Below are 26,025 nucleotides of genomic sequence, written 5' to 3' on the forward strand. Positions count from 1 at the left end.
TCCGGTTCGAAGCAACGTCGACTTTTCCGAAGTGCGGAAAAACGACAACATTTCTGCCGCCGTTTGGGCGTTCGGGGCGTGCCGGCGGCCGCAAGCTGGATGCACACCAGGCAACGAGCGCAGGCTCGGCCACCGAGAAGACAAGGAAGTCCGCGATGTCGAACAACCAGCTGCCAGGAGACCAGACCCAGACCGCCGAAGAGCTGCAGGCTGAGTGGGAGAGCAACTCCCGCTGGGACGGAGTCGAGCGTAACTACAGCGCCGAAGACGTCATCAAGCTGCGTGGCCCCTTCCGCGAGGAACACACCACGGCTCGCCGCGGTGCCGAGCGCCTCTGGTCGCAGATTCAGCGCAACCACGAGGACCCGAACGAGTGGACCTATGCCCTCGGTGCCCTCACCGGTAACCAGGCCGTGCAGCAGGTGCGCGCCGGTCTCCAGGCCGTCTACCTCTCGGGCTGGCAGGTCGCCGCCGACGCGAACCTCTCGGGCCAGACCTACCCCGACCAGTCGCTCTACCCGGCCAACTCGGTGCCTGCTGTCGTCAGCCGCATCAACAGCGCCCTCCAGCGCGCAGGCCAGATCGAGTTCGCCGAGACCGGCACGACCGAGCGCGACTGGATGGCCCCGGTCGTCGCCGACGCCGAGGCGGGCTTCGGCGGCCCGCTCAACGCCTACGAGCTCATGCACCAGATGATCTCGGCCGGTGCGGCTGGCGTGCACTGGGAAGACCAGCTCGCGAGCGAGAAGAAGTGCGGTCACATGGGCGGCAAGGTGCTCGTGCCCACCAGCCAGCACATCCGCACCCTCAACGCCGCCCGCCTCGCGGCCGACGTCGCCGACGTGCCGAGCATCGTCATCGCCCGCACCGACTCGCTTGCGGCCACCCTCATCACGAGCGACGTCGACGAGCGCGACCGTCCGTTCGTCACCGGCGAGCGCACCGCCGAGGGCTTCTACGAGGTGCAGAACGGCATCGAGCCAGTCATCGCCCGCTGCCTCGAGTACGCGAAGTACGCCGACATGCTCTGGGTTGAGACCGCCGTGCCCGACCTCGAGCACGCCCGCGTCGTCGCCGAGCGCGTCCGCGCCGAGCACCCCGGCCAGCTGCTTGCCTACAACTGCTCGCCGAGCTTCAACTGGCGCCGCCACCTCGACGACGACCAGATCTCGCGCTTCCAGCGTGAGCTCTCGGCGATGGGCTACGCGTTCCAGTTCATCACCCTCGCCGGCTTCCACGCGCTCAACCACTCGATGTTCGAGCTCGCCCGCGGCTACGAAGAGCGCCAGATGGAGGCGTATGTCGAGCTGCAGGAGGCCGAGTTCGCCTCTGAGGCCAACGGCTACACCGCCACCAAGCACCAGCGCGAGGTCGGCACCGGCTACTTCGACCTGATCTCGACGGCGCTCAACCCCGACTCGAAGACCCTCGCTCTCGTGGGCTCGACCGAATCCGAACAGTTTCACTAGGCCGCCAGGGCCACTCGCGCGAAGGAGCGCATCATGACCATTCTCACGACCGAACAGACCACCACCCGTACCGGCGGCCACATCGAAATCCGCGGCACCATGCATCCTCGCTTCGACGAGGTGCTGACGCCCGAGGCACTCGAATTCCTCGCCCAGCTGCACGACCGCTTCGGTCAGCGCCGCTGCAACCTGCTCGCGGCTCGCGATGACCGCCGCCGCGAGATCTCGCAGGGGGCGAACCTCGACTTCCTCGCCGAGACCCGACACATCCGCGAGGATGCGAACTGGCAGGTCGCCGGCACGGGCCCGGGGCTCGAAGACCGTCGCGTCGAAATCACTGGTCCGACCGACCGCAAGATGACGATCAACGCGATGAACTCGGGTGCCAAGGTCTGGCTCGCCGACCACGAGGATGCGACGAGCCCGACGTGGTTCAACGTCATCGATGGCCAGCTCAACCTCGCCGACGCGATTCGCCGCCGCATCGACTTCACGGCCGACAACGGCAAGGAGTACCGCCTCGGCGAAGCAACGCCGACGATCGTGTTCCGCCCGCGCGGGTGGCACCTGCCCGAGAACCACCTTCGCTACGTGGATGAGCGGGGCCAGTCGGGCGTCGTGTCGGCGTCACTCGTCGACTTCGGCCTCTACTTCTTCCACAACGCGAAGGAGCTGCTCGCGACCGGCACCGGGCCGTACTTCTACCTGCCGAAGCTCGAGAATCACCGCGAGGCGCGCCTCTGGAACGACGTGTTCACCTTCGCCGAGCGCCACGTGGGCGTGCCGTACGGTTCGGTGCGTGCCACGGTGCTCATCGAGACGATCACCGCGGCCTTCGAGATGGAGGAGATCCTCTACGAGCTGCGCGACCACTGCGCCGGCCTCAACGCAGGCCGCTGGGACTACCTCTTCAGCATCATCAAGACGTTCCGCGACCGCTCGAAGCGCTGGGTGCTACCGAACCGTGGTCAGCTCACGATGACGCAGCCGTTCATGACCGCGTACACCGAGCTGCTCGTGGCGACGTGTCACCGTCGTGGGGCCTTCGCGATCGGCGGCATGGCCGCGTTCATCCCGAACCGCTCCGACCCCGAAGCGACCGCGCGTGCGCTCGAGAAGGTGTCGGCCGACAAGCGCCGCGAGGCGGCCGCCGGCTTCGACGGCTCGTGGGTCGCGCATCCGGGGCTCGTCGCGACCGCGCGGGCGGAGTTCGACGAGGTGCTCGGGGATGCGCCGAACCAGATTTCGCGCCAGCGCCCGGACGTGCATGTGACGGCGGCAGAGCTGCTCGACCTGCGCATCGAGGGCGGCGAGATCACCGTTGAGGAGGGCCTCAAGGTGAACATCCGCGTGGCCATGCTCTACATCGCGAGCTGGCTGCGGGGCACCGGTGCCGCCGCGATCTACGGACTGATGGAGGATGCGGCGACGGCAGAGATCTCGCGCTCGCAGCTCTGGCAGTGGATTCACCAGGGCGTCGTGACGCAGGATGACGGGATTCCCGTGGTGCGCACTCGCATCGAGGGCTGCATCGAGCGTGTGCTGCGCGAGGACCTCGACCGCTTCGAGGGCGACCGTCTCGACGAGGCGGCCGGACTGCTCGCCGAGATCGTGCTCAGCGACGACTACCCGGCGTTCCTGACCATCCCGGCCTACAAGCACCTCACCAAGGACACGGTCCTCTAGCTCAAACAAGGGTTGAGTGGTCGGTTGTTGTAGTTCTGGCACCGCCAGAACTACAACAACCGACCACTCAACCGTTGTGGGTGGTGCGCGGAGGGCGCTTAGGCGAGAAGGGTGAGGATGTTGTTGTACGTCTCTATCGGGCGCATCACCCGCGACGCCTTCGCGTCAACCGGGCGGTAGTAACCGCCGATGTCGACTGGCTTGCCCTGCTCGGCGATGAGCGCCGCGGCGATCTCTTCGACCTGCTCGGCGAACGCCTCGGCGACCGGGGCGAAGGCCGCGGCGAGCTCGGCGTCGGCCGTCTGCTTCGCGAGTTCCTCAGCCCAGAACTTCGCGATGTAGAGGTGCGAACCGCGGTTGTCGTGCTCGCCCGTCTTGCGGCTCGGCGAGAGGTTCTCGTCGAGCAGACGCTCGGTCGCGGCGTCGAGGGCGTCACCGAGCACCGAGGCGCGCTTGTTTCCAGCCGCGGCCTCGTGCCGCAGCGACTCGGCGAGGGCGAGGAACTCGCCGAGCGAGTCCCAGCGCAGGTGGTTCTCGTGCACGAGCTGGTCGACGTGCTTCGGCGCGGACCCGCCGGCACCGGTCTCGAACAGGCCGCCGCCGTTCATGAGCGGCACGACCGAGAGCATCTTCGCCGATGTACCGACCTCGAGGATCGGGAACAGGTCGGTGAGGTAGTCGCGCAGTACGTTGCCGGTCACCGAGATGGTGTCGAGGCCGTCGCGGATGCGCTGCACCGAAAGTTCGGTCGCGGCCTCGGGGGAGAGGATGCGAATGTCGAGCCCGTCGGTGTCGTGCTCGCCGAGGTACGTGTTCACCTTGTCGATGAGGTTGCGGTCGTGCGCTCGGGTGTCATCGAGCCAGAACACGGCCGGGGTGTCCGAGGCGCGAGCACGCGTGACGGCAAGCTTCACCCAGTCGCGGATGGGCGCATCCTTGGTCTGGCAAGCGCGCCAGATGTCGCCCGTCGCCACCTGGTGCGAGGTGAGCACCTCGCCGGACGAGTTGACGATCTCGATACGGCCGTCGCCCGGCGCCTCGAAGGTCTTGTCGTGCGAGCCGTACTCCTCGGCCTTCTGCGCCATGAGACCGACGTTCGACACCGATCCCATCGTGGCCGGGTCGAAGGCGCCGTTCGCTTTGCAGTCGTCGATCGTCACCTGGTAGATGCCGGCGTACGACGAGTCGGGCAGAACGGCGAGCGTGTCTGCCTCGTTGCCGTCGGGGCCCCACATCTTGCCGCCGATGCGGATCATGGCGGGCATCGACGCGTCGACGATGACGTCGCTCGGCACGTGCAGGTTGGTGATGCCCTTGTCGGAGTTCACCATCGCGAGCTTCGGGCCGGTCTCGTAGGCCTTGTTGATGGCCTCGAGGATGCCGTCGCGCTGCGGCAGGTTCTCGGCTCCCTTGATGATCGCGGCGAGGCCGTCGTTCGGCGAGAGGCCGGCCTGGGCGAGTACGTCGCCGTAGGTGTCGAAGAGGTCGGGGAAGAACGCGCGCACGACGCGGCCGAAGATGATCGGGTCGGAGACCTTCATCATGGTGGCCTTGAGGTGCGTCGAGAACAGCACGCCCGCATCCTTCGCCGCCTGCACCTGCTCGCGCAGGAACGCGTCGAGGTCGGCGAGGTGCATGACCGTCGCGTCGACGATCTCACCCTCGAGCACGGCGAGGTTGTCCTTGAGCACGCGCGAGGTGCCGTTGTCGCCGACGAAGCGGATCTCGAGGTTGTCGGCGGCAGGCAGCACGACCGACTTCTCGTTGTGGCGGAAGTCACCGTCGGTCATCGTGGCGACTGAGGTCTTGCTATCGGCCGACCAAGCGCCCATCGAGTGCGGGTGCTTGCGGGCGAAGTTCTTCACCGCGGCCGGTGCGCGGCGGTCCGAGTTGCCCTCGCGCAGCACCGGGTTCACGGCCGAGCCCTTGATCTTGTCGTAGCGGGCACGCACCTCGACGTCATCCGCGTCCTCCGACTCCTCGGGGTAGTCGGGGATGTCGAAACCCTGCGCCTGCAGCTCGGCGATCGCGGCCTTCAGCTGTGGCACCGAGGCCGAGATGTTCGGCAGCTTGATGATGTTCGCCTCGGGGCTCTTCGCGAGCTCGCCGAGCTCGGCGAGGGCGTCGCCGACGCGCTGCTCCTCGGTGAGGTTCTCGGGGAACGTGGCGAGGATGCGGCCGGCGAGCGAGATGTCGCGGGTCTCGACCTCGACGCCAGCGGTCTTCGCGTACGCCTGGACGATGGGCAGGAACGAGTAGGTGGCGAGGAGCGGGGCCTCGTCGGTGTGCGTATAGATGATCTTCGCCATGCGCGGACACTCCCTTACAAGTATCTTGACTTCAAGATTTCTCGCTCAGTCTACTGGGCGCGCGTGACGGCAGGCTCCAGCGCCCCTGGCCGCCGCCTGGATGCCAAGAACCATTGAGTGGTCAGTTTTTGTAGTTCTGACCGCGTCAGAACTACAAAAACTGACCACTCAACGGTTCGATCTGGCTGGTGCGGGGTTAGTCGAAGAGCACGACGACCTTGTCGGCGGCGCCCGGCGTCTTCGCGAGCTCGAGCGCCTCGAGGGCCTCGTCGAACGGGAAGGTGTGGCTGATGATCTTCGCGTACTTGTCGGCGTTCGCGATGATCGCGTCGGTCACCTCGAAAATCTCCGTCGGGTAGCCCATCGAGAGGCGGATATCGAGCTCCTGCTGCAGGATCTCGCCGAAGTTCACCTCGACCGGCTGCTTGTGCACGGCTGGAATCGTGACGACGGCGCGGTGCTTCGCGACCTCGAGAATCGTGGTGATGACCGGCGCAGCGCCCGCGGCGTCGATGAAGACGTCGGTGCCGGCATAGCTGCCGCGGCCGAGTCCGCTGTGCCCCTCGCCGTGCAGCCGGATGAGCGCCTCGCGCACATCCTCCTCCGCCGAGTTCACGACGGCGTCGGCTCCGACCTGGAGCGCCACCTCGAGGCGCGACGGCTGGATGTCGACGACGACCACGTGGCCCACGCCCTTCGACTTCAGGCTGATGGTCGCGCCGAGCCCGATCGGCCCGGCGCCGAAGACGACCGTCGTGTCGCCCTCGCCCGCGCCAGAGCGATTTACCGCATGGTGCGCGACCGCCATCGGCTCGTTCAGTGCCGCGACCTGCCACGGGATCTCGTTCGGGATCACGCGCAGCTGCGTGTTCGGCGCGAAATCCTTTACCACGACGTAAGGCGTGAGCGCGCCCTGGGCGCCGCCCGAGCCGAGCAGCCCATCGGTGAATGCCATCGTGTCGATGACGACGTGGTCGCCGACCGCGACGCCGTCGACGTCGGCGCCGATCTCAACCACTTCGGCGGCCGGCTCGTGGCCGAGCGGGGTCGCGCCCTGGCGCGGCGGGATGCCTCCGACCATCGAGTACATCGCGTCGGAGCCGCAGATGCCGCAGGCGCGGATGCGGAGAAGCACGTCACCGGGGCCGATTTCGGGCTCGGGCACGTCGACCCAGCTGTTCTCGTTCTGACCGGTCACGTAGACGGACTTCATGGCGATTTCCTTTCGAACAGGATGCGCGGGGCGGGGTTCGCGCGCGTGCCCGGAGAATATCAGAACAGGGTTCGGAATTACCGCGAATGCGGCATACTTGCAGGCAACCCGGTGCAGTCAGCGCTGGGAGCGGGGGGGGGGATGTGGACGTGACACGAACTCCCGGGCGCCCTCGCCAGACGACGCACGCCGAGATTCGCGACGTCGCGCGTCGGCTGTTCGCAGAGGCAGGCTACGACCGCGTCTCCCTCGCGCGCATCGCTTCGGCGGCCGGCATCAGCCGCACGACCCTGTTCTCCTACTACCAGGCAAAGGCCGACCTCATGGCCGAGGAGATGGAGGCGCACTCGGCCGCCGCGCTCGCGTATCTGGCGGGGGAGCCCGCCGGGACGGTCCTCGACGTCGTCGCCGAGGCGATCCTCGTTGCCGCCAGGTATCCGATCGCCGACCACGTCGATTTTGCCCAGCGCCGCTCGATCTGCCGCGCGTCGGCCGAGCTCACGGCGCACGTGACCCGGCACGTGGCGCAGCTCACCGCATCCCTCGCCGAATTTGCGAGCGAGCGCGTCGCGCCGGAGGAGCGGACGCTCGCGCGCGACCTCACGCATGCCCTCACGGCGGTGTCGTCGCAGGCGATCGACGACTGGTCGCAGCAACCGCCAGAACAGCCGCTCGACGACTACGTCAGCGCCCGGCTGCGCCCGCTCCTCGAGGCCTGCCGCCACCTCCTCAGTGAAGGCCCCACCCCTTGACTGACCACTCAACGGTTCTGGGCCCACTCATTCGCAGCCTCTACTCGCTGAAGGCCTAGGCAAGGTTGAAGCTGCGGTCGACGGCGCGGCGCCAGCCAGCGCGGAGCTCGGCCACCGCATCCGCCGACATCGTCGGCTCGAAGCGGCGGTCCTCGCGCCAGAGGGCGGCGAGTTCGTCGCGGTCGCGCCAGAAACCGACCGCGAGCCCCGCCGCGAACGCGGCCCCGAGCGCCGTCGTCTCGACGATCTTCGGCCGCACGACCGCCGTCCCGAGCAGGTCGGCCTGAAACTGCATCAGCGCGTCGTTCACGACCATCCCGCCGTCGACCCGCAGCTCCTGCAGCGGCTCGCCGGCATCCGAATTGCAGGCGTCGAGCACGTCACAGCTCTGGTACGCCGTTGCCTCAAGCGCCGCCCGCGCGATGTGCCCCGCGCGCACGTACCCGGTCAACCCGACAATCACGCCCCGCGCGTCCGGCCGCCACCACGGCGCGTACAGCCCCGAGAACGCCGGCACGATGTAGCAGCCGCCGTTGTCGTCGACCGTCGCCGCGAGCGACTCGACCTCCTCCGACGTGCGAATCAGCCCGAGGTTGTCGCGCAGCCACTGCACGAGCGAGCCGGTCACCGCGATCGACCCCTCGAGCGCATACCGCGGCGCCTCGTCGCCGAGCTGATACGCGACGGTCGTGAGCAGCCCGTGCTCGCTGTGCACGATCTGCTCACCGGTGCCGTAAATCAAGAACGAGCCGGTGCCGTAGGTGTTCTTCGCCTGCCCCTCGCTGAACGCGGCCTGGCCGAACGTCGCCGCCTGCTGATCGCCGAGGATGCCCGCGACCGGCACGCCGGGCAGGGGAGTGCGCTCGGCGCAGTGCCCGTACACCTCGCTCGACGAGCGCACCTCGGGCAGGCACGCGCGGGGAATGTCGAATGCCTCGAGCAGCTCGTCGCTCCAGTCGCAGCTGCCGAGGTCGAGCAGCAGCGAGCGCGACGCGTTCGTCACATCGGTGACGTGCACGCCCGAGCGAGGCCCGCCGGTGAGCCACCAGGTGAGCCAGGTGTCGATGGTGCCGGCGCAGAGCTCGCCCCGCGCGGCCCGCTCGCGCGTGCCGGGATGCTCGTCGAACAGCCACGCGAGCTTGGTCGCCGAGAAATAGGTGTTGAGTGGCAGGCCGGTGCGCTCGCGGAAGCGGTCGACGCCGCCGTCGGCCGCGAGCCGGTTGACGATGCCCTGCGTGCGCGTGTCCTGCCATACGAGCGCGGGATGCACGGGGCGGCCGGTCGCGCGATCCCACAGCACCGTGGTCTCGCGCTGATTCGTGATGCCAACCGCGGCGATGTCGCTCGGGGCGAGCTGCGCCTCGGCGAGCGCCGTGCCCATGCAGGCGCGGGCGTTGCGCCAGATCTCAAGCGCGTCGTGTTCGACCCAGCCGGGCTGGGGGAAGTGTTGCTCGTGTTCACGCTGCGCGCTCGCAACGATCTGCCCGTCGTGATCAAAGATGATCGCGCGAGTCGATGTGGTGCCCTGGTCGAGCGCGAGGATGTAATCGGCCACGCTGCCTCCTGTCGTCGTGCGTCTATTCTGACGCGTTCATCGGCGAGCCCCGGTAGGCTGTGGGGGTGACTGAGATTGAGATTGGCGGCACGAAGCGCGCGCGCCCTGTGTTTGGCCTCGACGACGTGGCAATCATTCCTTCGCGGCGCACCCGCGACCCCGAAGACGTCTCGACGACGTGGAAGATCGACGCGTTCACCTTCGACGTCCCCTTCCTCGCTGCCCCCATGGACTCGGTGATGAGCCCGGCCACGGCGATCGCCTTCGGCCAGCTCGGCGGCCTCGGTGTGCTCGACCTCGAGGGCCTGTGGACCCGCTACGACGACCCGACGACGCTGCTCGCCGAGATCGCCGACCTGCCGCAGAAGCAGGCGACCGCCCGCCTTCAGCAGATCTACCAGGAGCCGATCAAGGGCGAGCTCATCAAGGCGCGCCTGCAAGAGATCCGCGATGCCGGCGTCGTCGTTGCCGGTGCGCTTTCGCCGCAGCGCACGCAGGAGTTCTACTCCGACGTGCTCGCGGCCGGCGCCGACGTATTCGTGATCCGCGGCGCGACGGTCTCGGCCGAGCATGTCTCGCAGAACCGCGAGCCCCTCAACCTCAAGAAGTTCATTTACGAGCTCGACACCCCCGTCATCGTCGGCGGCGCGGCCTCGTACTCGTCGGCGCTGCACCTCATGCGCACCGGCGCGGCCGGCGTACTCGTCGGCTTCGGCGGCGGCGCGGCCACGACCACCCGCCGCGTGCTCGGCATCCAGGCGCCGATGGCGACCGCGATCGCCGACGTCGCGAGCGCGCGCCGCGACTACATGGATGAGTCGGGCGGCCGTTACGTGCACGTCATCGCCGACGGCGGCTTCGGCTCGTCGGGCGACATCGTCAAGGCCGTCGCGTGCGGCGCTGACGCCGTCATGCTCGGCGCGGCGCTCGCCCGGGCGACGGATGCGCCGGGTCGCGGCTGGCACTGGGGCGCCGAAGCGCGCCACCCCCGCCTGCCCCGCGGTAACCGTGTTGAGGTCGGCCAGGTCGGCAGCCTCGAAGAGATCGTGCGCGGCCCCTCGGCGACCGCCGGAGGCGCCGCGAACCTCGTGGGCGCGCTCCGCTTCGCGATGGCGACGACCGGCTACACCGACCTCAAGTCGTTCCAGCGGGCTGACCTCGTGGTGAGCCCCACCTCCAATTCGTAGTCACGAGCCGCATGCTGCGCACGATGCTCAAGCCCAAGTGGCTTGCGTTCCTCGCCCTGGTGCTCGTCGTCGTCGTGGCGTTCCTGCTGCTCGGCCGCTGGCAGCTCACGGCGGCGTTCGAATCAGCGGGCACCGCGGCTGACGCCGAGGCCTACGTTGAGCCGGTGCCGCTCGGCGAGCTCATCGCGCCCGACACCTGGGTCACCGACGAGGCCGCCGCGCGGCCGGTTGTGGTCGAGGGGTTCCTCGTGCCCGGCGACTTCGGTGTGGTCGAGGGGCGGCTGCAGGATGGGGTGAGCGGCTTCTGGGTCGTCGGCCATTTTGCGGTCACCGATGACGGCACGACCAGCTTCGGCGGCGTCGACGCGAGCGAGCTGCCGGGCATGCCCGTCGCGCTCGGCTGGGTCGCCGACGAGGTGCAGGCCGTACAGGCGATCGCCTCACTCGCCGCAGCCGAGGCCAGCCTCGGCAGCGCGCAGACGCCACTGGTCGTCCTCGCGAAGCTCGAGGTCGGGCAAGACCCGGTACCCGCGCGCGATGGTGATCCGCAGCGCATCCTCTCGATGTCGCCGGGGCAGCTCATCAACACCTGGGCGACCGAGGCATCCGACTACTACCCGGCCTGGCTGCTCGCGACCGCCGGCCTGCCGGTGCCGGCCCCGCTCGAGGCCATCGATGTCGTGCCCATCGACGACTCGCTGCAGATCGATCTGCTGAACATCTTCTACGCGATCGAATGGCTCGTCTTCTGCGCCATGGCCATCTACATCTGGTGGCGCATGGTGCGCGACGACTACCTCACCACGAAGGCCGAGCACACCGATGCTGCCGTGGCCGAGCGCGTGCGCCGCGAACTCCTGCTCGAACTCGCGAATGAGCGCAACCGCGAGCAGCGGTAGCAACCAAGCTCCGCCTCGTACACTCAGCCCATCCCACCCCGACACTTCTGGAGCGCATCCCGTGGCCCGCATCCCTACCCCGACCGAGTTCCCGACCATCCGCAAGCGCCTGCGCTTCTATCAGGTCACCTCGGTGATCACGGGCGTGCTGTTGCTGTTGCTCGTGTTCGAGATGCTGCTGAAGTACATCGGCCACGTTGAGATTGAGCTCGGCGGCCCCTTCGGTTTCCTCGCGCTCGTGCAGGAGGACACGGTCACCGCGATCAACCTCTCGCGTTGGATCCTCATCGTGCACGGCTGGTTCTACGTCATCTATCTCATCAGCTGCTACCTGCTCTGGCAGAAGATGCGGTGGGAGCTCGGCTGGCTGCTCGCCCTCGCTGGCGGCGGCGTCGTACCGTTCCTCTCGTTCATCACCGAGGCACTCATCACGCGCCGCACGAAGCGACTGCTCGGCGAATACCAGGAGATCTGGGACGAAACCGACGACGAGGATGCCCGTGTGGCCCGAGTCGAGGCCGAGCTCAGCGACGAGGAGCGCGCGGCGCTCGACGCGAAGGTCGCGGAGGAAGTGCGGCGTCGGCAGGAGAACTAGACTGGTCGCGTGACTGAAACCGTGACCCAGGCTCGTCCAGTACTGGTCGTCGACTTCGGTGCGCAATACGCGCAGCTGATTGCTCGACGCGTGCGCGAGGCGAACGTCTATTCCGAAATTGTGCCGCACACCATCTCGGCTGCAGAGGTGCGCGAGCGACAGCCGCTCGCCATCGTGCTCTCGGGCGGTCCCGCCAGCGTGTACGCCGACGACGCCGCGAGCTTCGACGCGGAGGTGTTCGGCCTCGGCGTGCCCGTGTTTGGCATTTGCTACGGCTTCCAGACCATGGCGATCGCCCTCGGCGGCGAGGTCGCCAAGACCGGCCGGCGCGAGTACGGCGCGACGAACGTGACGCTCGCGGATGCGGCGGCCGAGTCGACCATCTTCGCCGAGCAGCCCGCGCAGCAGACCGTGTGGATGAGCCACGGCGACTCGGTCGTGCGGGCGCCGGAGGGCTTCGAGGTGCTTGCGTCAACCGAGACCACCCCGGTCGCGGCGTTCGGCAACCCCGAGCGCGGCCTCTACGGTGTGCAGTGGCACCCCGAGGTACTCCACTCCGAGCAGGGCCAGGCCCAACTCGAGGCGTTCCTGCGCCGCGCCGCGCAGATTCCCGGCGACTGGTCGAGCGCCTCCATCATCGACGAGCAGGTCGCGCGCATCCGCGAGCAGGTCGGCAGCGACCAGGTCATTTGCGGTCTCTCGGGCGGCGTCGACTCGGCCGTGGCCGCGGCGCTCGTGCAGCGCGCGGTGGGCGAGCAGCTCACGTGCGTGTTCGTCGACCACGGCCTGCTGCGCAAGGACGAGCGCGAGCAGGTCGAGCAGGACTACGTTGCGGCCACCGGCGTGCGCCTCGTGACCGTGGATGCGCGTGAGCAGTTCCTCGGGCACCTCGCGGGCGTGACCGACCCGGAACAGAAGCGCAAGATCATCGGCCGCGAGTTCATCCGCGTGTTCGAGCAGACCGCGGCCGACCTCGTCGCCGAGTCGCGTGCCGACGGCGATTCGGGCGAGATCAAGTACCTCGTGCAGGGCACGCTCTACCCCGACGTCGTCGAATCGGGCGGCGGTACCGGCACCGCGAACATCAAGTCGCACCACAACGTCGGTGGCCTGCCCGAAGACATGACCTTCGCCCTCGTCGAGCCGCTGCGCGCCCTGTTCAAGGACGAGGTGCGCGCGATCGGCCGCGAGCTCGGCGTGCCCGAGGTCATCGTCGCCCGCCAGCCCTTCCCGGGCCCCGGCCTCGGCATCCGCATCATCGGCGAGGTGACGCAAGAGCGGCTCGACCTGCTCCGCGAGGCCGACGCGATCGTGCGCGAGGAACTCACGGCAGCCGGCCTCGACCCGCAGATCTGGCAGTGCCCGGTAGTGCTGCTCGCCGACGTGCGCTCGGTGGGTGTGCAGGGCGACGGCCGCACCTACGGCCACCCGATCGTGCTGCGCCCCGTCTCGAGCGAGGACGCGATGACGGCCGACTGGACTCGCCTGCCCTACGACGTCACGGCGCGCATCTCGAACCGCATCACGAACGAGGTCGACGGCGTCAACCGCGTCGTGCTCGACGTGACCTCGAAGCCGCCGGGGACCATCGAGTGGGAGTAGTCCCGCGCATCCTGACCTGACGGTTTCGGCCCGACGGTACGGAAAACGGCCGTGGCCCCGAGCGATTGCTCGGGGCCACGGCCGTTTTCCGCGGGGGAGGCGCGTTACCCGTCCTCGCCCTGGCCGCGGCGGCGGATGATCATGAACGCGGCGCCGGCGACGAGCAGCACCGCAGCAGCGATCGCGATCGGGCCGAACGCGTCGGCACCGGTCGTGGCGAGTGAGCCGCCGTCAGCGTCGGTCGAGTCGCCCTGGTTGCCCGCGGCGGGAGCGTCGGTCGACGTCGCCGAAGCGGTGGGGTCGGTCGTCGCGGTCGCGGTCGGCTCAGCGGTCTCGGTCGGCTCGGCGGTCGGCTCGGGGTCGGTAGTCGGCTCCGGGTCGGTCGTGGGGGTCGGGGTCGGCTCCGGGGTGTCCTCCGAGGCAACCCATGCGGTGTCGAGCAGCCAGTTGGCCATGTCAACGTTCGAGAGGTAGTCGGTGCGCACGAGGTCGTGGCCGGTGGCCATGCTGAGGAGGTCCTCGGAGTACGCGCCCTTCGCAAAGTAGGGAACGAGCATGGTGGTGTGGTTGTTCGAGAACCAGTCCTGCGTGGCCGGGGTGCCGACGCCGTTCGGCTCCATGGGGCCCCAGTCGCCGAGCACGTAGTCGGTCGAGCCCTCAACGGGAATCTGGTTGCCGTCCTCGTCGGTCACGTAGTCCGCGCCCGAGAGGTAGCCGGTCTCGTGGTCGGCGGTGACGATCACGAGGGTGTCGTCCCAGCTCGAGTTGGTCTCAACCCAGTTGACGACCGAGTCAACGGCGGCCGCGAAGTCGACGGTCTCGTCGATGTCGCGCTGCGTCTGGTTGGCGTGACCGGCCCAGTCGATCGCGCCGCCCTCAACCATGAGGAAGAAGCCGTTTTCGTTGTTGTCGAGCACGTTGAGCGCACCCTCGGTCATCGTCGAGAGCGAGACGACGTCGTTGTAGGCAGCCTCGTCGCTACGGCCCTGCTGGAGGGTCGAGCCGACCTGTGCGAGGCCGAAGACGGTCTCGGGGGTCTCACCGGTGGTGAGCGCCTCGAAGTCAGCGTCGTCCTCAACGAAGGTGAAGTCGGTCTCGCCGGCGGCGAGCTGGTTGTACGACTCCTCCGAGATGTAGCTGAAGTCGCCGGTGGCCTGCTGCTCGTTGTCGTCGTTGTAGTACGGGTGGCCGGCACCCATCACGACGTCCATGTAGCCGTTCGAGATCTGGTCGGCAGCGATGCCGTGGTGGTCGTTGCGGTTCGCGTTGTGCGCCGAGAACGCCGCCGGGGTGGCGTGCGAGAACGGCACCGAGCTGACGACACCGGCCGACTTGTCGAGCGCGTCCGCGCGCTCGGACACGTTCTCGACGACGTTGCCCTCGTAGTCAACGCCGATGCCGGCGTTGTAGGTCTTGTGACCGGTGGCCATCGCGGTGCCCGCGGCGGCCGAGTCGGTCGGGTTCTCCTTCGACGACTCGAAGTCGTTCTAGGCGGAGAACGAGTCGTAGGGGGTCTGCTCGTACCAGGCGGTCTCCATCGAGGTGTGCTCCCACGACTGGAAACCCTCGGTCGGGGTCGAGTTGCCGCCCCACGGCTGCACCTTGTTGTCGCCGCCGCGGTCAACCTGCCAGTAGACCTCGTTGTTCTCGTAGGCGTTCATGTTGTCGAGGTGGTTGTACCCCATGCCGTCACCGATGAGGAGGATGACGTTCTTCGGGCCATCTGCCGCGGTGGCGGCGGATGCGGGCGTTGCGAATGCGAAGCTTCCGAGCGCGACGGCTGCGGCGGTGGCGCAGACCGAGAGCGACTCCACGAAGTTGCGAGTCTTCATGGCGTCCTTTCGACGATTTGTAGGGTGTACCTAACAGCTGACTGAAGAGAAGTTGGGTGTCGCAAACTGCGATCGCGTGCCCTCTCGGTAACGCGCGGGTAGCGAGCACAAGAAATCGACGTGTGTTGTGCAGTTCATTCGTGGTGAGGGCGCGGATGCGTCGAGCCAGCCGGCGTGCGGGCTCGGCGCGCTAGCCTTGGAGGCATGTCCGACGCCCCCGCTAGCCCATCGATTTATCCCTTCGTGCTCACCGACGGCGTGCTCGTGATTGCCTTCGCCGCGATCGGTCGCTCGTCACATGGCGAGGCGCTCGGCGTACTCGACATCCTCGACACCGCGTGGCCGTTCCTCGCGGCGCTGCTGCTGAGCTGGGTCATTGTTCGGCTGACCGACCGCGACCACTCGAGGGTGTGGCCGGCCGGCGTGCTCATCTGGGCCGTGACCGTGTCGAGCGGACTTGCCCTGCGCATCCTCTTCGGCGACACCGCCGCGCCCGCCTTCATCATCGTCGCGACGATTACCCTCGCGGTGTTCCTGCTCGTGCCCCGGCTTGTGTGGCAGCTCATCCGTCGGCGTCACCGCACGCCCGTAGCGAACACTGAGATGTAGCGGCAAAGTCTGGGGAAAAATCCCGGTGCGCGGCGAGAGTAGGCCGTAGACTTGCCTGAAGCGCACTACTTAGAGGAGAACTGATGTCGAGCTCTGCACTTCAGCGGAACCCGTACTTCAATGGCGAATACCAGCGACGAAACCAGCACTCGGGCGTAGCCCAGAATGCACAGGCGCAGTTTAACCAGGCGTACGGCAACCCCCAGACTGGTCAGCAGTACGGCCAGCAGCAGCAGTACGGCCAGCAGCAGGCCTATGGGCAGCAGCAGGCGTACGGCCAGCAGCCCCAATACCAGCAGCCGGCGCCAAGCCCCGAGCAGCTGAACCGCCAGTACGACATGCCGTCGCCGTCGAACGACCAGCTCGACCGCATGACGATGGAAGACACCATCGCGAAGACCGCTGGCATGTTCGGCGTGCTGCTCGTTGCGGCCGCCCTCACCTGGTTTACCGTGCTCGCCGCACCGGCCGTCGGCTACGGCCTCACCGTCGCGGGGAGCATCGGCGCGTTTGTGCTCGCGCTCGTGATGACCTTCCGTCGCGAGCCGTCGCCCGTGCTCACGACGATCTTCACGATCGCCGAAGGCCTCGTCGTCGGTGGCTTCTCGTCGATCCTCGAACAGGTCTACCCGGGCATCGTGCTGCAGGCCACGCTCGCGACCCTCGTCGTCATCGGCGTGACCCTCGCCCTGTTCAGCTCGGGCAAGGTTCGCACCTCGCCGAAGCTCACGAAGTTCGTGATGATCGTGATGATCTCCTACGCGGCGTTCTCGCTCGTGAACTTCATCCTGCAGGTCACCGGCGTCGTCAGCGACCCCTGGGGTCTGCGCACGAGCGTCGAGATCTTCGGCATCCCGCTCGGCGTCATCGTCGGTATTCTCGCGGTGCTCATGGGCGCCTACATGCTGATCATGGACTTCGAGTTCATCCAGAACGGCGTGAAGTCGGGTGCCCCGCGCAAGTACGGCTGGGTCGCCGCCTACTCGCTCATCTCGACCGTCGTGTTCATCTACATCGAGATACTGCGACTCATCGCGATCTTCCGCGGCAACGACTAGTTCCGCTCGAAACATCACGCCCCCGTCGCGCGCAAGCGCTGCGGGGGCGTGGTGTTTCCGGAAATTCACCAATGGGGCGCATGCTGGTCGCTATGGCACAGCGCATGCCGTGGCTCATCGGCCACCGCGGGGCTCCCGCATACCTCCCCGAACACACCGCCGCCAGCTACGCCCTGGCGATCTCGCAGGGTGCCGATGCGGTGGAGCCCGACCTCGTGCCCTCGGCCGACGGCGTGCTGGTGGTGCGCCACGAGCCGCTGCTCGACGACACGACCGACGTCGCCGAGCATCCGGAGTTCGCCGCGCTGCGGCGCGAGGCGACGCGCGACGCGGCGGCCGGCTGGTACGCCGAAGACTTCACGTGGGCTCAGCTGCAGACGCTGCGCGCCGTCGAGCGCCTGCCCGAGCTGCGCCCCGCATCCGCCGCCCACTCGGGCGAGCAGGGGCTGTTGCGCCTGCGCGACCTTGTGCTGCTCATCGACGAGGCGGCGACCGCTCGCGGGCGCGATTGCACGCTCGTGCTCGAGCTGAAGTGGGATGCCTGGATGCGCGCGCGCGGCTTCCGCTTCGAGAAGCTGCTCGTGCGCGAGCTTGAGCCCGTGCGCTCGGCGCGCTGCCTGCAGGGCGCGCGCATCGAGAGCTTCGAGGTGTCGGCGCTCGACCGCCTCTGCGGCTCGGCCCTCGTGCGCGAGCTCGATGCGCGCCTCGTCGTGCTCGTCGAGGACGAGCCGTGGCTGCGGCCGGGATCGGGCGAGGAGGGGCCCGAGCGATGCACCGACGAGGGGCTCGACGACGCCGCGTACCGCTACGACGGCATCTCGGTGCGCACGACGCTGCTCGACACCGACCTCGTCGACCGCGCGCACGCTCGCGGCCTCGAGGTATTCACCTACACGCTGCGTGCCGAGGCGCCGTTCGTGCCGCCGGAGTTCGCGGGACGACCCTTCGACTACTGGCGCGCGCTGGCCGCGACCGGGGTCGACGGCGTGTTCGCCGACGACCCGGGGGCCTGCCGCGCTGCGCTCAGCGGCGAGTCGCAGCTCGGCGAGGATGCGCCGGTCGCGGGCGAGGTTTCGGCCGCCTGAAGCACGAGGCCGGGGCGCCTGTCGGCCTGTGGATGAACGGGGCCGGTGTCGGGGGCGCCGCCTAGGATGGATTGGCCATGACCTATCTGTCGTATGACCCCATTCCTGCCGACCTCGTGGACGGCCTGAACCCGCCGCAGCGCGCTGCCGTCGAGTATCGCGGCGACGCGCTGCTCATCATTGCGGGTGCGGGGTCGGGCAAGACGCGCGTGCTGACGCACCGCATCGCCGGGCTCATCGCGACACGCGAGGCGTGGCCGAGCCAGATTCTCGCGATCACCTTCACGAATAAGGCCGCGGCGGAGATGCGCGAGCGTGTGGGGCACCTGCTCGGCGAGACGGTGCAGGGCATGTGGATCTCGACGTTCCACTCGGCGTGCGTGCGCATTCTGCGCCGCGAGGCCGAGAAGTTCGGCTACCCGCAGGGCTTCACCATCTACGACTCGGCCGACTCGAAGGCGCTGGTGAAGCGCATCGTCAAGGCGCTCGAGGCAGAGTCGCTCGGCGTGACGCCCTCGCACGCGCTCAACCGCATCTCGGCGCTGAAGAACGAGCTCATCGACCCCGACGGCTTCGCACGGAAGGTCGACGCATCGAACCCGCGCGACCAGCTCGTGCTCGAGATCTACCGGCAATACCAGCGCGAGCTCGAACGCAACCGCGCGTTCGACTTCGATGACCTCATTACCCAGACGGTCTGGCTGTTCCGCGCGTTCCCCGACATTGCCGCGCTCTACCGCCGCCGCTTCCGCCACGTGCTCGTCGACGAGTACCAGGACACGAACCATGCGCAGTACGCGCTCATCCGCGAGCTGACGCACGCGACGCCGGCGCAGCACGTGCCCGCCGACACCCGCATCGAGCTCGCCGCCGACGGCTCGATTCCGCCAGCATCCCTCACGGTCGTGGGCGACTCCGACCAGTCGATCTACGCGTTCCGCGGCGCCGACATTCGCAACATCACCGAGTTCGAGCACGACTTCCCGGGCGCCGAGACGATCCTGCTCGAGCAGAACTACCGCTCGACCCAGAACATCCTCGACGCCGCGAACGCGGTGATCGGCAACAACTTCGACCGCCGCGAGAAGAGCCTCTGGACGGCCGAGGGAGCGGGCAAGCAGATCGTCGGCTTTGCGGGCTTCTCGGCGCACGATGAGGCGCAGTTCGTCGCCGACGAGATTCATAAGCTGCACGACTCGGGCACGAACTTCAACGACATCGCGGTGTTCTACCGCACCAATGCGCAGACGCGTGCGCTCGAAGAAATCCTGATTCGCTCGGCCGTGCCGTATCGGCTCATCGGGGGCACGAAGTTCTACGAACGCGCCGAGGTCAAGGACATCCTCGCGTACCTCCTCAGCGTCGCGAACCCGAACGACGAGCTCTCGCTGCGCCGCATCATCAACGCGCCGAAGCGCGGCATCGGGCCGGCGACGGTCACCGCGATTTCGAACTTCGCGAACGAGCACGACATCACGTTCCGCGAGGCGCTGCGCCGGGCCGACGACCTCGGGGTTGGGCCAAAGCTGCGCGGCAAGATCGCCGAGCTCGCGCAGATTCTCGACCACGCCGAGGCCTCAATCGACCCGCAGCGGCCGACCGGCGCCGTGCTCGTGTCGAAGATGCTCGAGACGATCATCGAACAGACCGGCTACATCGACGCGCTGCGCGCGACGGGCAACCCGCAGGACGACGCGCGCGCCGAAAACGTCGAGGAGTTCATCAACGTCGCGAAGGAGTTCGACAAGCAGCACCCCGACGGCAACCTCGTCGACCTGCTCACCGAGGTCGCCCTCGTCGCGGCCGCCGACGACATCGATGACGAGTCGGGCGCCGTGTCGCTCATGACGCTGCACACCGCGAAGGGGCTCGAGTACGAGGCCGTGTTCCTTACCGGCGTCGAGGAAGAGCTCCTGCCGCACCGCATGAGCGCGGATGAGCCCGGCGGGCTCGCCGAAGAGCGGCGCCTGTTCTACGTGGGCATCACCCGAGCGCGCCAGGTGCTGCACCTCTCGCTCGCCGTGTCGCGCACGCAGTACGGCGAGGCGTCGACCGCGATGCCGAGCCGGTTCCTCGACGAGATCCCCGCGTCGCTCATCGCGTGGCGGCAGTCGCCGCAGGATGTCATGTCGCGGCCGACGCTGCGCCCGACCGGCTCGTCGGGCTGGGGCGGGGGAGAGCGCCGCTTCGGCGAGGTGCGCACGAGCAATGTGCTCGAGGGTGCGCGGGGGCTCAAGGAGCCCTTCAACCCGCGGCGCGGCAAGCGCAGCTTCGACAACACCGTGACGGGCGCGGTGAAAGACAACGCCGACCTCGAGCTCGCCCACGGCGACCGCGTCAAGCACACCGACTTCGGCGACGGCACCGTTCGTGCCGTGCTCGGCACGGGGTCGAAGCGCGTCGCTGAGGTCGATTTCGACGAGGTCGGCCGCAAGAAGCTGCTCATCAAGGTCGCGCCGCTCGAGAAGCTCTAGGGCGCTGCGTCACGAGGGTTGACGTCACTCACCGTCGATAGGCTGGTGCGAAGCGGAATTTGCCCGAAGCACGGCCGGATGCGGAGCCCAAGTGACCAAAGTGAACGACCCCACCAAGACCAGCAGCACTGCCGGCATCGGCGCGGTCGACAACGTCTGGCAGGTGCCGGGCGACGACCTCACCGCGAGGCTGCAGACGGATGCGGTGGCCGGGCTCTCGAGCGCCGAGGTCGCCGCGCGCCGGGCGGAGTTTGGCCCGAACGAGCTCGAGGACACGGAGCAGGAGACGCGCCTGCAGCGGTTCCTCAAGCAGTTCCGCGACCCTCTCGTGTCACTTCTGTTCGTCGCCATCGCGATCTCGACGCTCGCCTGGATCCTCGAGGGCGCGCACGGCGCCCCGATCGACGCGATCGTCATCGCGATCATCGTCATCGCGAACGCCGTGATCGGCTACGCCCAGGAGAGCAAGGCGGCCGACGCGGTCGCGGCGCTCGCGAAAATGTCGGCGGCGATGTCGACGGTCGTTCGCGACCGACACAAGACGCGCATCCCGTCGAGCGAGCTCGTGCCGGGCGACATCCTGCTGCTCGAGGAGGGGGATGCGGTCGGTGCCGACGGCCGCCTGCTCGAGGCGACGAATCTGCGCATCCAGGAGGCATCGCTCACCGGCGAGGCGATCGCGGTCGACAAGCAGACCTTGCCGCTCGCGGGCGAGCCGCCGCTCGCGGAGCGCGACAACTGCGTGTTCAACGGCACCGGCGTCGTCGAGGGCGTCGGCCGTGCCGTTGTGACCGCGACCGGGATGCGCACTGAGATGGGCGCGATCGCGACGCTCCTCGACGCGACCGAGCAGGAAGAATCGCCGCTCAAGCGCGAAATCACGCGAATCTCGAAGTGGCTCGGCATTGCGGTGGTCGGCATCGCGGTCGTTGTGATGGCGGTGCTGCTGCTCGTCAGCGACCTCGAGAGCCCGAGCGACTACGTCGAGATTCTCGTGCTCGGCGTCTCGCTCGCCGTCGCCGCGGTGCCCGAGGGCCTGCCTGCGATCCTCTCGCTCGTGCTCGCGATCGGGGTGCAGGCGCTCGCGCGCCGCAATGCGGTGATGAAGGATCTCCACTCGGTCGAGACGCTCGGCGCCGCGAGCGTCATCTGTTCCGACAAGACCGGCACGCTGACCCGCAACGAGATGACCCTGACGACGGTGGTCACCGCGAGCGGCACCGTCGAGCTCGGCGGCATCGGCTACGACCCGACTTCGGGCGCCGTCGTCGCGCGCACGAGCGAGCGGGCGCAGGCCGAGGCCGAGCTCGCGGTGCTGATCGGCGCCGTCGCGAACAACTCGCAGCTCGACGAGGGGGAGTCGGGCTGGGAGATCCTCGGCGACCCGACCGAGGCGGCGTTCCTCGTAGCCTGGCCGAAGTTCGCGTCGTCGCGCGAGCTGCCCGGCGAGCGCACCGCGGAGGTGCCGTTCAGCTCGGAGCGCAAGCGCATGTCGGTGCTCGTCGACGGCCGGATGTTCACGAAGGGCGCGCCCGACGTGATCCTCGAGCTGTGTACGCACGAGCTCGTCGGCGAGGAGCCGCAGCCCCTCACCGACGCTCGCCGCGAGGAGATCGCGCGCGCGATCATCGAGCTCTCGGCGAAGGGGATGCGCACCCTCGGCACCGCGTTCAAGGACGTGGGGGAGCGGTGCGAGCTCAGCGCCGCCGACGAGGCCGGGCTCTGCTTCGCGGGCTTCGTCGGCATCCTCGACCCGCCCCGCGAGGAGGCGAAGCGGGCCATCGCGGAGGCGCACGGCGCGGGCATCCGCACCATCATGATCACCGGAGACCACCCCGTCACGGCCGCGAGCATCGCCGGGCAGCTCGGGGTCGCCGACAACCAGCGCGTCATGACCGGCGCAGAGGTGGATGCGCTGTCGCCCGAGGAGCGCGCGAAGGTCGTGCACGAGGTCGACGTGTACGCACGCGTTGCGCCGGAGGACAAGCTGCACCTCGTGGATGCACTGCGGCGCGACGGTCAGATTGTCGCGATGACCGGCGACGGCGTCAACGACGCGCCCGCCGTCAAGGCGGCCGACATTGGCGTCGCGATGGGCATCAACGGCACCGAGGTGACGAAGGAAGCGGCGCGGATGATCCTCGCCGACGACAACTACGCGACAATCGTGTCGGCCGTGAAGCGCGGCCGGGTCGTGTTCGACAACATCCAGAAGTTCCTCCGCTACCTCCTCAGCTCGAACATGGGTGAGGTCTGCACCGTATTCTTCGGCGTCGTGCTCGCCGGGGTCATCGGCCTCAGCGACCCGAACAGCTCTGACCTCGTGCTGCCACTGCTCGCGACCCAGGTGCTCTGGATCAACCTCGTCACCGACTCGGCGCCGGCGCTCGCGCTCGGGCTCGACCCGGCCGACGGCGACGTCATGCGGCGCAAGCCCCGCAGCCTCGACGACCACGTCATCGACGCCGCGATGTGGCAGCGCGTCATCTTCATCGGGCTCGTCATGGGCGCCGTGACCCTCCTCACGATCGACATGTTCCTGCCGGGCGGCCTCGTCGAGGGCACCGACTCGCTCGAGGTCGCGCGCACGGCCGGCTTCACGACCCTCGTGGTCGCGCAGCTGTTCAACGTGTTCAACTCGCGGTCGGCCCACGCGTCGGCGTTCAGCAACCTCTTCACGAACCGCTGGCTCTGGGCCTCCGTCGGCCTCGGCCTGGTGCTGCAGGTCGCGGTCGTGCAGGCGCCGTTCATGCAGGTCGCCTTCGGCACCGCGGCGCTCGACCTCCAGCACTGGCTCATCGCGATCGCGATGGGGTCGATCGTGCTCTTGGCTGAGGAAATCATGAAGATGCTCTACCGACTCCGCCGCCGTAACCGGGCTGCCTGAGCCGCCGTCGTTTCACAGACTTCACCCGCCGTTTGTCGACGCCGCGCGGGCCGCGAAATACGGTGAGGGTGTGGCGTCGGCGTGAGGGGTACGGATGCGCTGGTATCGATGGATCGTGCGGGTGCTGTTCGCCGTCATCTTCATCGGCGGCGGCATCGCGCACTTCGTGCTCGGCCGCACGCAGCCCGACAGCTACGCGGCCTTCGCCGACACTGCGCTCTTCCCGTGGCTGACGAGCTTCTGGCACTCCTCGGTGATGCCGAACATCGGCTGGCTCACGATCGCGCTCGGCGTCTTCGAGCTCGCGTGCGGCGCCGGGATCCTCTGGCGGCGCACCGAGCGGCTCGCGATCGTCGGCATGATCGCGTTCCTCGTGTTCATCACCGTCCTCGGCTACGGCTTCCCGGCCGAGACCGTCGCCGACGACCTGCTCGCGAACCGCCTCATCACGATCGGCATGATCGTGCTGCTCCTCCCGCTGCTGTTCGCGCCGCGTCGCTCTGGTACGCGAGCGTCGGCGGGCACGCAGAACGGCGACGACTGAGCGGGTGCGCCGCTCGACCTTGCCTTGGGTCGAAGAACCCAAGAGGATCATCTACCGCCGCCGCCACCGCGCCCGCGTGGCCCGAGCAGCCGCTAGTGCGCGTCGTCCTGGCCGGTGACGTGGACGGCGTAGCCGTCGCAGCCTGCCGTCGACCAGTGGTAGACGTAGTTCGGGTCGAAGTCGGGGCTGTTGGTGTTGTTCTCGCCCCACAGGGCATCCTGGAAGCCCGGGGTCGCGTCGTCCCAGGTGCCGGGGATCACATACCCCTCGGACAAAGGCACACCGGGGGTCACGGCCTCGTCTTGAACCGCGCCGTCGAACGGACGGTCGTAGTAGACCCACCGCCACTCAAAGCCGGCGTCGGCCATGCACGCGGCGATGTAGTATTGCTGCAGGCTCCAGACATCGACGAGGCCCTGGTCGTCGGCGAGCTCCTGGCCCGCGAGCGAGTCGATCGGCGGGAGCTCGGGGAGCGACTCGACCGGGTCGGAGAGGAACTTGTCGGGGTCGACCGGGAGATCCTGGAACGCGACCTGGTCGCTGTAGACCCAGGTGCCGGTATTCTGGTCGATCTCGACGCCGGCCGGGAGACCCTCGGGCGTCGCGAACGGCTCGGCCTCCGCCTCGGTAGGCGTTGATTCCTCCGGTGCGCCATCGGTGCCGTCCGGCACCGCCGCCGTTTCGGTCGGCTCGGCGGTTCCGGATGCGGTCGGCGCGAGCGCCGCGGGATCGACCGGGGCCGCGCATCCGAGCAGCGTCACGAGAGCAATGGCCGAAGTCACGAAGAGGGATGCGGGTGCTGCGCGGCGTGCGGTCACGATGCGGCCTTTCAATGGGACGATGCGTCTTTGGTGTCGAGCAGGATGATCCTCGCACCCGCCAGCGACATGCCCGCCCGCGCGAGCCCCGCATCCGCCCCTCACAACCTGCAAACCCGGTGAATTGCGGGAAGACAGGTCAGTTATGCTTGCCAGCGGATGTGCGCCGCGGCGCTTCGTTTCTCGAGCCACGCACTCGACACTTTTCGCGCGGTCGCTCCGCCCCCAGTTCGTGCTCGTGTGAGCAAGTCAAACGCGGCAACGCCGTGGATTGGAAGAAACGTGGATCTTTTCGAGTATCAGGCTCGCGACCTGTTCGAGGCACACGGTGTTCCGGTGCTGAAGGGCATCGTCGCAGACACCCCCGAAGACGTGAAGGCTGCTGCGGAGCAGCTCGGCGGCGTGACCGTCGTCAAGGCGCAGGTCAAGACCGGCGGCCGCGGCAAGGCTGGCGGCGTCAAGGTCGCGAAGACCGCTGACGACGCGTACGAGGCGGCGAAGAGCATCCTCGGACTCGACATCAAGGGCCACATCGTCGAGCGCGTGATGGTTGCCGAAGGCGCCGACATCAAGGAGGAGTACTACTTCTCGGTGCTCCTCGACCGCGCGAACCGCAACTACCTGGCCATGTGCTCGGTTGAGGGCGGCATGGAGATCGAGCAGCTCGCCGAAGAGCGCCCCGAGGCCCTCGCCCGCGTCGCCGTCGACCCGATCGTCGGCATCGACGAGGCCAAGGCACGCGAGATCGCCGAGGCCGCTGGCTTCTCGGCCGAGCTCGTCGAGAAGGTCGTCCCGGTCTTCCAGAAGCTCTACGACGTCTACGTTGGTGAAGATGCCACGCTCGTCGAGGTGAACCCGCTCGTGCTCACCGGCGAGGGCAACATCATCGCCCTGGACGGCAAGGTCACGCTCGACGACAACGCTGCGTTCCGCCACGAGGCGCACGAAGCCCTGCGTGTCGCGGCCGGTGGCCTCGACCCGCTCGAGGAGAAGGCCAAGGAGCACGACCTCAACTACGTCAAGCTCGACGGCCAGGTGGGCATCATCGGTAACGGTGCCGGCCTCGTCATGTCGACCCTCGACGTCGTCGCCGGCGCCGGCGAGAAGCACGGCAACGTGAAGCCCGCGAACTTCCTCGACATCGGTGGTGGCGCCTCGGCTGAGGTCATGGCTGCCGGCCTTGACGTCATCCTCGGCGACGAGCAGGTCAAAAGCGTGTTCGTCAACGTTTTCGGTGGCATCACCGCGTGCGACGCTGTCGCGAACGGCATCGTCGGCGCGCTGCAGCAGCTCGGAGACGCCGCCACCAAGCCCCTCGTTGTGCGCCTCGACGGCAACAACGTCGAAGAGGGTCGCGCGATCCTCGCTGACTTCAACCACCCGCTTGTCACCGTCGTGGCGACCATGGACGAGGCCGCCGACAAGGCCGCCGAACTCGCGAACGCCTAGGG

General features: G+C 68.1%; 19 protein-coding genes and 1 pseudogene. 14 read left to right on the plus strand and 6 right to left on the minus strand.

The features are described from left to right. The first annotated feature begins 155 nt into the window (after nt 1–155). A complete protein-coding gene (gene aceA, locus EJL01_RS08035; protein WP_125107041.1) occupies nt 156–1,469 on the plus strand; it encodes an isocitrate lyase in 1,314 nt (437 codons plus the stop codon). Nucleotides 1,470–1,502: 33 nt separating this feature from the next. Then, entirely contained in the window at nt 1,503–3,155 is a 1,653-nt protein-coding gene (aceB, locus tag EJL01_RS08040; RefSeq protein WP_125107042.1) for a malate synthase A, read from the plus strand. Nucleotides 3,156–3,253: 98 nt separating this feature from the next. Here aceB and EJL01_RS08045 read toward each other — a convergent pair whose 3' ends face one another. Together EJL01_RS08045 and EJL01_RS08050 are read right to left on the minus strand one after the other, a co-directional pair. Continuing rightward, nucleotides 3,254–5,464, minus strand: coding sequence for an NADP-dependent isocitrate dehydrogenase (locus EJL01_RS08045; protein ID WP_125107043.1), 2,211 nt, complete (start codon nt 5,462–5,464; stop codon nt 3,254–3,256). Nucleotides 5,465–5,660: 196 nt separating this feature from the next. Further along, a complete protein-coding gene (locus tag EJL01_RS08050) occupies nt 5,661–6,677 on the minus strand; it encodes a zinc-dependent alcohol dehydrogenase (protein WP_125107044.1) in 1,017 nt (338 codons plus the stop codon). Nucleotides 6,678–6,826: 149 nt separating this feature from the next. Between EJL01_RS08050 and EJL01_RS08055 the strand changes: the two genes are divergently transcribed. Beyond that, nucleotides 6,827–7,429: a TetR/AcrR family transcriptional regulator gene (locus tag EJL01_RS08055; RefSeq protein ID WP_164509755.1), complete on the plus strand. Its 603-nt coding sequence runs from the start codon at nt 6,827–6,829 to the stop codon at nt 7,427–7,429. 55 nt (nt 7,430–7,484) lie between these two features. Here the strand turns inward: EJL01_RS08055 and glpK are convergent, their stop codons facing one another. Then, nucleotides 7,485–8,984 carry a glycerol kinase GlpK gene (glpK, locus tag EJL01_RS08060; protein WP_125107046.1) on the minus strand — a complete coding sequence of 500 codons (1,500 nt, stop codon included), beginning with the start codon at nt 8,982–8,984 and terminating at the stop codon, nt 7,485–7,487. A 65-nt stretch (nt 8,985–9,049) separates the two neighbouring features. On the opposite strand from glpK, the gene EJL01_RS08065 reads away from it, so the two are divergent. The 4 genes from EJL01_RS08065 to guaA all read left to right on the plus strand — a co-directional run bounded on the left by EJL01_RS08065 (nt 9,050) and on the right by guaA (nt 13,267). Then, nucleotides 9,050–10,171, plus strand: coding sequence for a GuaB3 family IMP dehydrogenase-related protein (locus EJL01_RS08065; protein ID WP_125107047.1), 1,122 nt, complete (start codon nt 9,050–9,052; stop codon nt 10,169–10,171). Between the two features lie 11 nt (nt 10,172–10,182). Further along, nucleotides 10,183–11,070 (plus strand): SURF1 family cytochrome oxidase biogenesis protein, encoded by an 888-nt coding sequence (locus EJL01_RS08070; protein ID WP_125107048.1) that lies wholly within the window; start codon nt 10,183–10,185, stop codon nt 11,068–11,070. A 61-nt stretch (nt 11,071–11,131) separates the two neighbouring features. Next, nucleotides 11,132–11,665, plus strand: coding sequence for a DUF3817 domain-containing protein (locus EJL01_RS08075; RefSeq protein ID WP_241209143.1), 534 nt, complete (start codon nt 11,132–11,134; stop codon nt 11,663–11,665). 9 nt (nt 11,666–11,674) lie between these two features. Next, a complete protein-coding gene (gene guaA / locus EJL01_RS08080; RefSeq protein ID WP_125107050.1) occupies nt 11,675–13,267 on the plus strand; it encodes a glutamine-hydrolyzing GMP synthase in 1,593 nt (530 codons plus the stop codon). A gap of 104 nt (nt 13,268–13,371) precedes the next feature. On the opposite strand, the pseudogene EJL01_RS13105 reads toward guaA, so the two are convergent. After that, nucleotides 13,372–14,715: pseudogene (locus EJL01_RS13105) on the minus strand (alkaline phosphatase); the annotation flags it as partial. A gap of 39 nt (nt 14,716–14,754) precedes the next feature. Next, on the minus strand, nt 14,755–15,099 hold the full coding sequence (locus EJL01_RS13110) for a hypothetical protein (RefSeq protein WP_206427692.1): 345 nt from the start codon (nt 15,097–15,099) through the stop codon (nt 14,755–14,757). Nucleotides 15,100–15,303: 204 nt separating this feature from the next. Between EJL01_RS13110 and EJL01_RS08090 the strand changes: the two genes are divergently transcribed. The 6 genes from EJL01_RS08090 to EJL01_RS08115 all read left to right on the plus strand — a co-directional run bounded on the left by EJL01_RS08090 (nt 15,304) and on the right by EJL01_RS08115 (nt 23,756). After that, nucleotides 15,304–15,708, plus strand: a complete 405-nt coding sequence (locus tag EJL01_RS08090) for a DUF3054 domain-containing protein (protein WP_125107051.1) — start codon at nt 15,304–15,306, stop codon at nt 15,706–15,708. An 83-nt stretch (nt 15,709–15,791) separates the two neighbouring features. Continuing rightward, complete coding sequence (locus tag EJL01_RS08095) at nt 15,792–16,766, plus strand: Bax inhibitor-1/YccA family protein (protein WP_125107052.1); 975 nt, start codon at nt 15,792–15,794, stop codon at nt 16,764–16,766. 92 nt (nt 16,767–16,858) lie between these two features. Then, nucleotides 16,859–17,851 (plus strand): glycerophosphodiester phosphodiesterase family protein, encoded by a 993-nt coding sequence (locus tag EJL01_RS08100; protein ID WP_164509756.1) that lies wholly within the window; start codon nt 16,859–16,861, stop codon nt 17,849–17,851. 77 nt (nt 17,852–17,928) lie between these two features. Continuing rightward, entirely contained in the window at nt 17,929–20,325 is a 2,397-nt protein-coding gene (locus tag EJL01_RS08105; protein ID WP_125107054.1) for an ATP-dependent helicase, read from the plus strand. Between the two features lie 91 nt (nt 20,326–20,416). Continuing rightward, nucleotides 20,417–23,212 (plus strand): cation-translocating P-type ATPase, encoded by a 2,796-nt coding sequence (locus EJL01_RS08110; protein WP_241209144.1) that lies wholly within the window; start codon nt 20,417–20,419, stop codon nt 23,210–23,212. A 94-nt stretch (nt 23,213–23,306) separates the two neighbouring features. Then, a complete protein-coding gene (locus tag EJL01_RS08115; protein ID WP_125107055.1) occupies nt 23,307–23,756 on the plus strand; it encodes a DoxX family membrane protein in 450 nt (149 codons plus the stop codon). A 92-nt stretch (nt 23,757–23,848) separates the two neighbouring features. Here EJL01_RS08115 and EJL01_RS08120 read toward each other — a convergent pair whose 3' ends face one another. Next, complete coding sequence (locus EJL01_RS08120) at nt 23,849–24,574, minus strand: hypothetical protein (protein WP_125107056.1); 726 nt, start codon at nt 24,572–24,574, stop codon at nt 23,849–23,851. Nucleotides 24,575–24,856: 282 nt separating this feature from the next. On the opposite strand from EJL01_RS08120, the gene sucC reads away from it, so the two are divergent. Continuing rightward, nucleotides 24,857–26,023 carry an ADP-forming succinate--CoA ligase subunit beta gene (gene sucC / locus EJL01_RS08125; protein ID WP_125107057.1) on the plus strand — a complete coding sequence of 389 codons (1,167 nt, stop codon included), beginning with the start codon at nt 24,857–24,859 and terminating at the stop codon, nt 26,021–26,023. The last annotated feature ends 2 nt before the right edge of the window (nt 26,024–26,025 follow it).

Source organism: Gulosibacter massiliensis (genome assembly GCF_900626105.1).
Lineage (GTDB): Bacteria > Actinomycetota > Actinomycetes > Actinomycetales > Microbacteriaceae > Gulosibacter > Gulosibacter sediminis.